The organism is Catenulispora pinistramenti (assembly GCF_018274385.1).
Lineage (GTDB): Bacteria > Actinomycetota > Actinomycetes > Streptomycetales > Catenulisporaceae > Catenulispora > Catenulispora pinistramenti.
Genome location: NZ_JAAFYZ010000345.1, coordinates 1 through 7371, shown reverse-complemented (window position 1 = coordinate 7371; position 7371 = coordinate 1). Strand labels below are relative to the sequence as shown.

The window sequence follows — 7371 nt, the reverse complement described above, 5'->3', positions numbered from 1 at the left end:
CGCCCCCGCCGCCGCCCCGGCCCGGGCACCGCCGCCAGGGCCGCCACCACTACCGGCACCGCCAAGGCCGCCTCCTCCCTGGCCAGCGCCGCCATCCTCATCGCGGTGGCGACCGTCGCCTCCCGCGTCGTCGGCTTCGGCCGCTGGCTGGTCTTCTCGCACACCGTCGGCGCCGGCGCCCTGGCCGACGCCTACAACTCCGCGAACCAGCTCCCGAACATCGTCTTCGAGATCACCGCGGGCGGCGCGCTGGCCGGGGTGGCCGTGCCGCTGCTGGCCGGGCCGCTCACCGGCGGCGGCGACGGCCCCGCCGACCGGGCCCGGGCCTCGCGCATCGTCTCGGCCCTGCTGACCTGGACGCTCGCCGTCCTGATCCCGCTGTCCGCGACCGGTGTCCTGCTGGCCGGGCCGATGGGCCACATCCTGGCCGGCGGCCACGGCTCCGACCACGCCGCCCAGGTCTACACCGACCAGATCAGCCGGTTCCTGGTCTTCTTCCTGCCGCAGATCCCGCTCTACGGCGCCGCCGTCGTCCTGGGAGCGACGCTGCAAGCAGACCGCCGCTTCCTGGCCCCGGCGCTGGCCCCGCTGATGTCCAGCCTGGTCGTCATCGGCTCCTACACGGTCTTCGCCTTCCTGGACCGGGGCCGCGGCGCCCACCTGCGCAACCTGCACCACGCGCCCGAGCTGGTCCTGGCCCTCGGCACGTCCGCGGGCGTCCTGATCCTGGTCCTGTCGCTGCTCCCGGCGGTCCGAAGAGCGAAGCTCGCGCTGAGGCCGACCTTCCGCTTCCCCGACGGCGTCGCGCGCAAGGCCCGCTCCCTCGGCGTGGCCGGCGTCGCGACCCTGATCGCCCAGCAGCTCGCGGTGCTGACCATCGTGCTGCTGTCCAACGCCGGCCACGCCTCGACCGGCACCCTCACCGTCTTCAACCTGGTCTGGGCCGTCTACTCGCTGCCCTACGCGGTCCTCGCGGTCCCGGTCGCGACCAGCGCCTTCACCGACCTGTCGGCGAAGTGGGCCGCCGGCGACCGCCCCGGTTACGCGCACGGCGTCGCGGCCACCACCCAGGCCGTGGTGATCTTCTCCGCGGCCGGCGCCTCGGTCCTGGCCGCCGCCGCGTGGCCGACCGCCCGGCTGTTCCTGACCGCGCGGCACGGCACCGGCGGCGGCGTCACCGTCGAGATGATGGGCCAGGGCCTGACCGCCTTCGCCCCCGGCCTGATCGGCTACGGCCTGCTGGCCCACCTCAGCCGCGCCCTCTACGCCGCCGGCCGGGGCCGCGCCGCCGCCGTCTCGGTCTGCGCGGGCTGGTTCACGGTCCTGGCCGCCGACCTCACGCTGGTCTCGCTGTTCCCCGGTGAGGACGCGGTGATCGCCCTGGGCCTGGGCAACGTCCTGGGCATGTCGGTGGCCGGCGCGGCACTGCTCACGGCCGTCCGCCGCGGCATCGGACGCGCCGCGCTCACCGGCGTCGGCCGCGCGGGGCTGGTGGCCCTGATCGCGGCGGCCGTCGCCACCCCGGCCGGCATGCTGCTGGCCGACCTGCCCGGCGCGACCGGCCCGCTGCGCGCGATGCTGATCGGCGCGGCGACGGCGCTGCTGACGATCGCCGTGTTCGTCGGTGCCACGATCGTCGCGGCCAAGCGCCTGCTCCCGGACACCGAGTGCGGCAAGTGGCTGCGCGCCACGGTCGACAACCGGCGCGGACGGCGGCCCGGACGATGAGCTCCGCGAACCGCGATAACGCCGCGAACCGTAATGACGCCGCGAACCGCGATAACGCCGCAAACCGCGAAAACGCCGCCGGCGATCACCCCCTGAGAATCCTCCTGGTCCGTCCGGAAAGCACCGGCGGCATCGGCGTCCACGTGGACAGCCTCACCCGCGCCCTGCGCGAGGCCGGCCACGACGTCCGCACCCTGATCGCCACCGGCACCGGAGCGATCCCCGCGATCCGCCACGCGGCCCGCCAATCGCGCGCCGACGTCGTCCACGCCCACGGCCTCCGCGTCGGCGCCGCCGCCTGCCTGGCGACCCGCAAGCGCACCGTCGTCACCCTCCACAACGCGCCCACGGGCCGGGCCGGGGAAGTCCTGCTGCGGCTGATCGCCCAACGCGCGGACGCGGTCCTGGCCGCCTCCCACGAACTCCTGGAGTCGGCAACAGGCCACGGCGCGCGCAACGCTCAGTTCGCGCCAGTCGTCGCCCCGCCGCTGCCCGCACCGACCCGGCCCGCCGCCGAGGTCCGAGCGGAGCTGAAGAGCGCACTCGGCCTTGCTCCCGACGATCAGCAGGGCATCGCCCTGGCCGTCGGCCGGCTGGCCCCGCAGAAGGACTACGACACCCTTCTCAAGGCATTGATACTCGTTCAAGAGCGCCACGGCGCCGTCCCGCCGGTCGCCATCGCGGGTGAGGGCCCGCAGCGGACAGCGCTCCAAGCGGTCATCGACGCACACGCCCTCCCGGTCGCCCTTCTCGGCCATCGCACCGACGTCGCCGACCTGCTGCGCGCGATCGACACCTTCGTGATGTGCAGCACCTGGGAAGCGCGACCGCTGGCTTTGCAGGAAGCTCTGCGCGCCGGCGTGCCGCGGGTCATCGCGACCGATGTCGGCGGCGTCGCCGAAGTGACCGCCGGCCGCCTGCCGCTGATTCCGGCCGGGGATCCCGAGGCCCTGGCGCGCGCCCTCCTCGCGGCCCCGGCCGCTCCGACCGCAGGCTGGGACGCCTTGTGGCCCGGCCCCGAGGACGAACTCGCCGCGGTCCTCGCCGCCTATTCCGCGGGCTGTTCGCCAGGCCCGCCGAACCGATCATGAACGGGGCGTTGCCGACATCTGTCCGCGCATGATCGACCCGTGAGCCTCAAGCCCGGCAACTGCTGATATCCTGGTCTCCCGTGGATGACAGGTTCCGGCTTCGCCGCCCCGACACGGACGACGCCCCTTCCGGCACCCCATCGCCACCGCTCTTTTCGAGCAGTGCCCCCTTTAGTAGCCAGCGATCCGCGGGAGCCCCCCTTTGGCACACCAGACGAAACACCTGTTCGTAACCGGGGGCGTCGCCTCCTCCCTGGGCAAGGGCCTCACCGCCTCCTCGCTCGGAGCCCTGCTGAAAGCTCGGGGCCTGCGGGTCACGATGCAGAAGCTCGACCCCTACCTGAACGTCGACCCCGGCACGATGAACCCGTTCCAGCACGGTGAGGTGTTCGTCACCGACGACGGCGCCGAGACCGACCTGGACGTCGGCCACTACGAGCGGTTCCTGGACACCGAGCTGCGCGGCTCGGCCAACGTCACCACCGGCCAGGTGTACTCCGCGGTGATCGCCAAGGAGCGGCGCGGGGAGTACCTCGGCGACACGGTCCAGGTGATCCCGCACATCACCAACGAGATCAAGTCCCGGATCCGGCGGATGGGCGGTGAGGACGTCGACATCGTCATCACCGAGGTCGGCGGGACCGTCGGCGACATCGAGTCGCTGCCGTTCCTGGAGGCCGCGCGCCAGCTCCGGCACGAGGTCGGCCGGGACAACGTGTTCTTCCTGCACGTCTCCCTGGTGCCGTACATCGGCCCGTCCGGCGAGATGAAGACCAAGCCGACCCAGCACTCGGTGGCCTCGCTGCGCAGCATCGGCATCCAGCCCGACGCCATCGTGTGCCGCGCCGACCGGCCGATCAGCCAGGCCATCAAGCGCAAGATCTCGCTGATGTGCGACGTGGACGAGGAGGCCGTGACCGCGGCCGTGGACGCCCCGTCCATCTACGACATCCCCAAGGTCCTGCACACCGAGGGCCTGGACGCCTACGTGGTGCGCCGCCTGGACCTGCCGTTCCGCGATGTGGACTGGACCCAGTGGGACGACCTGCTGCGCCGGGTGCACGAGCCGGACCACGACGTCACCGTGGCCCTGGTCGGCAAGTACATCGACCTGCCGGACGCCTACCTGTCGGTGACCGAGGCGCTGCGGGCCGGCGGCTTCGCCAACTCCGCGCGGGTGAACATCCGCTGGGTCCCCTCCGACGAGTGCGCCACCGACGAGGGCGCGGCCAAGCACCTGACCGGCGTGGACGCGATCTGCGTGCCCGGCGGCTTCGGGGTGCGCGGCATCGAGGGCAAGGTGAACACCGTCAAGTACGCCCGCGAGAACAAGATCCCGCTGCTCGGCCTGTGTCTGGGCCTGCAGTGCATCGTGATCGAGGGCGCGCGCCACCTGGCCGGCATCGCCGCGGCCAACTCCGCGGAGTTCGACGAGGCCACCCCGGACCCGGTCATCTCCACCATGGCCGACCAGCGCGACATCGTGGCCGGCCAGGGCGACCTGGGCGGCACCATGCGCCTGGGGCTGTATCCGGCCAAGCTGGCCGAGGGCACGATCGTGCGCGAGCTGTACGCCGGCGAGCCCTACATCGAGGAGCGGCACCGGCACCGCTACGAGGTGAACAACGCCTACCGCCCCCGCCTGGAGGAGGCCGGCCTGGTGTTCTCCGGCACCTCGCCGGACGGCCGGCTGGTGGAGTTCGTCGAGCTGCCGCGCGAGCAGCACCCGTTCCTGGTGGGCACGCAGGCCCACCCCGAGCTGCGCTCGCGTCCGACGCGTCCGCACCCGCTGTTCTCGGGCCTGATCGCCGCCGCGGTCGAGCGCTCGAAGGGAGTGGCCGCGGCTGGCGCGGCCGGTGAGCCGCTGGCTGAGGCCGGTGCTGCGGGGGCCTGATTCCCGCAGGTTTCGGCAGGGCTCCGCGCCCCGGCGTTCGCGCCGGGGCGCTTCCGCGCGCCGGAGCCTTGACCGACCCGTCGCGATAGGCTGGCGATCATCGGCGTCCGCCAAGTCTGCCGAGCCCGCCAAGTCCGCCGAGGGAAAGCCAGGGAAGCGTGATGGAGATCCGCGACGAGCCGGAGAAGTGGCCGGTGCTGGCCTCGCAGGAGAAGTTCCGCGGGCACGTGATCTCCATCCGGACCGACACCGTGAAGATGGTGGACGGCAAGGTCGCCGAGCGCGACTACGTGGTACACCCCGGCGCGGTCGGGGTCGTGGCCCTGGACGAGGCGGACCGGGTGCTGCTGGTGCGCCAGTACCGGCACCCGGTGGGCTGGCGGCTGTGGGAGCTGCCCGCCGGTCTGCTCGACCACCCCGGCGAGAACCCGCTGGAAGGCGCCAAGCGCGAGCTCTACGAAGAGGCGCACCAGCAGGCCGACGACTGGCGTGTGCTGGTCGACCTGTTCACCACCCCCGGCGGCTCCGACGAGGCGATCCGCGTCTACCTCGCGCGCGGCGTGCGCGAAGCGGAGGCCGAGCAGTTCGCGCGTGAGCACGAGGAAGCCGACATGTCCGTGGTGTGGGCCGACCGGACCGAGGTGACCAAGCTGATCCTGGCCGGGGAGCTGCACAATCCGCTCACCGTGGCCGGGGTGCTGGCCCTGACCACGGTCATCAGCACCAACGCTCTGGACGATCTGCGGCCGGCCGACGCCCCCTGGCCGCAGCGGCCGTACTAGCCCGACCGGGCCTTATCAGGGCCTTGAGGAGCACCTCGCCGCCACAAGATTTCCTTGTGGCGGCCACCGGGACATTCTGTTTCCGCCCCGCCCCCGCCCGCTGCCACCATCGATCACGGCGCTCGGACCACGAGCCCTGACACCGATGGAAGGAAACAGCGATGGCTGACACGGGGACGACGGACACGGGGATGACGGACACGGCGAAGCCGCAACCGCAGCGGGACCTCCAGGGCAAGGTCGCCCTCGTCATCGGGGGCAGCCGCAACCAGGGCGCGGCCTTCGCCGAGAACATCGCCGCCCGCGGCGCGACCACCGTCATCACCTACGCCAACGACGACGCGGCCGCGCAGCGGACCCTGCTCGCGCTGGAGAAGCACGGCGTCACCGCCGAGGCGATACGGTCCGACGCGCGCCGGTCGGACGACGTGAACGCGCTGTTCGAAGGCGTCGTGGCCCGGCACGGCAAGCTGGACATCGTCGTCCACACGCCGGGCGCGGTGCTGAAGAAGCCGCTGGCGGACTTCACCGACGCGGACTTCGACCACCTGATCGACCTCAACACCCGCTCGGCGTTCAACACCCTGCGCGCCACCGCCCGGCACATCGCCGACGACGGCCGCTATGTGGTGCTCTCGACCACGCTGACGTCCATCATGACCGGACCTTACGGCCTGTACTCGGGCTCGAAGGCCGCCGTGGAGCGGATGGTCCTGGCCGCCGCCAAGGAACTCGGCGCGCGCGGCATCACGGTGAACGCGGTGGCCCCCGGCCCGATCGACGACGACTTCTACCAGCACGCGGAGACCCCGGAGTCGATGGCCGCGGCGGCCAATCACAGCCCGCGTGGGCGATTGGGCCGGCCTTCGGACGTCGCACCGGTGGTCGGCTGGCTGCTCAGCGCTGAGGCGGGCTGGGTGTCGGGGCAGACGGTGCGGGCCAACGGCGCGATGTTCTGAGCGGCGCGCCGTCCATCGCACGCCTACGGCTATCGTCTGCGTGTGATCGACGACATCAGCCTGCGCAGCCTGCGGTCGTTCCTGGTCGTCGCACAGGAGGCGAGCATCACCCGGGCGGCGGCGCGTCTGCACGTCACCCAGCAGACCTTGTCGCTGCAGATCCAGAACCTGGAGCGCGCGCTCGGCGTCACGCTGCTGGTCCGGACCTCGCGCGGGGTGCGGCTGACGGCGGCCGGTGAGCAGCTGACCAGCAGTGGCCGGACCCTGATGGCCGACGCCGACGCCCTGGGCACCGCGGTGCACGCGGCGGCGGCGGGCCGGGTCGGCCGTCTGCGGGTGGCCACGGCCTCGCATCCGACCACGCAGCTGGCCATCCGGCTGGCCACCGTGATCGAGGCCGACCATCCGGGCTTCGACGTCGAGGTCCGCACGGTCCTGCGGCCGGTCGAGGCCATGGCCGAACTCCACGCCGGCACCTCGGACGCGGCCCTGTTGTGGCTGCCGACCGGTGATGCGGACCTGCACACCGCGACGTTCCGGCACGACGCCCGGGCCGTGCTGCTCGCCGAGGGGCACCGGCTGGCCGGCTCGGCGTCGGTGACCGTGGCCGAGCTGGCCGAGGATCCGGTGGTGATCGTTGATGCCTTCGGCTCCCCGGCGGTGCAGGCGCACCGGATCGCGGACCCGCGCCCCGACGGCCGTCCGGCGGTGCGCGGGCCGGTGGTGCAGACGCTGGAGGACTGCCTGGCGCAGGTGCGGCGCGGGCACGGGGTGTGGTTCGCGCCGATCGCCATGGCCGAGTGGGCGGTGTGCCCGGGGGTGGCGCTGGTGCCGGTGGTCGATCTGGAGCCGGTCGAGCTGGCGGTGGCTTGGACGGACGCGGCGCCTCGGGAGTGGGTGGATCGGCTGGTGGGGGC

General features: G+C 72.8%; 6 protein-coding genes. All 6 read left to right on the top strand.

Annotated elements, in window-relative coordinates; all coding sequences use genetic code 11:
- Positions 1-1728 (top strand): murein biosynthesis integral membrane protein MurJ (murJ, locus tag KGQ19_RS46205; protein ID WP_212021573.1); only part of this gene is annotated, 1728 nt, incomplete at its 5' end.
- The gene (locus KGQ19_RS46200; RefSeq protein WP_212021571.1) at positions 1725-2819 is read left to right on the top strand and encodes a glycosyltransferase; all 1095 of its coding nucleotides are present in this window, start codon (positions 1725-1727) and stop codon (positions 2817-2819) included. The genes murJ and KGQ19_RS46200, both read left to right, overlap by 4 nt.
- Positions 2820-3021: 202 nt before the next feature.
- The gene (gene pyrG, locus KGQ19_RS46195) at positions 3022-4713 is read left to right on the top strand and encodes a CTP synthase (RefSeq protein ID WP_212021569.1); all 1692 of its coding nucleotides are present in this window, start codon (positions 3022-3024) and stop codon (positions 4711-4713) included.
- A 161-nt stretch (positions 4714-4874) separates the two neighbouring features.
- On the top strand, positions 4875-5495 hold the full coding sequence (locus KGQ19_RS46190) for an NUDIX domain-containing protein (protein WP_212021568.1): 621 nt from the start codon (positions 4875-4877) through the stop codon (positions 5493-5495).
- 161 nt (positions 5496-5656) lie between these two features.
- Complete coding sequence (locus KGQ19_RS46185) at positions 5657-6454, top strand: SDR family oxidoreductase (protein WP_212021567.1); 798 nt, start codon at positions 5657-5659, stop codon at positions 6452-6454.
- A gap of 42 nt (positions 6455-6496) precedes the next feature.
- On the top strand, positions 6497-7371 hold an 875-nt coding region (locus KGQ19_RS46180; protein ID WP_212021566.1), incomplete at its 3' end, for a LysR family transcriptional regulator.

Coding starts and splice junctions, on each gene's coding strand:
- KGQ19_RS46190 (WP_212021568.1), top strand. CDS start 4,875: ATGGAGATCCGCGACGAGCCGGAGAAGTGGCCGGTGCTGGCCTCGCAG.
- KGQ19_RS46185 (WP_212021567.1), top strand. CDS start 5,657: ATGGCTGACACGGGGACGACGGACACGGGGATGACGGACACGGCGAAG.
- KGQ19_RS46200 (WP_212021571.1), top strand. CDS start 1,725: ATGAGCTCCGCGAACCGCGATAACGCCGCGAACCGTAATGACGCCGCG.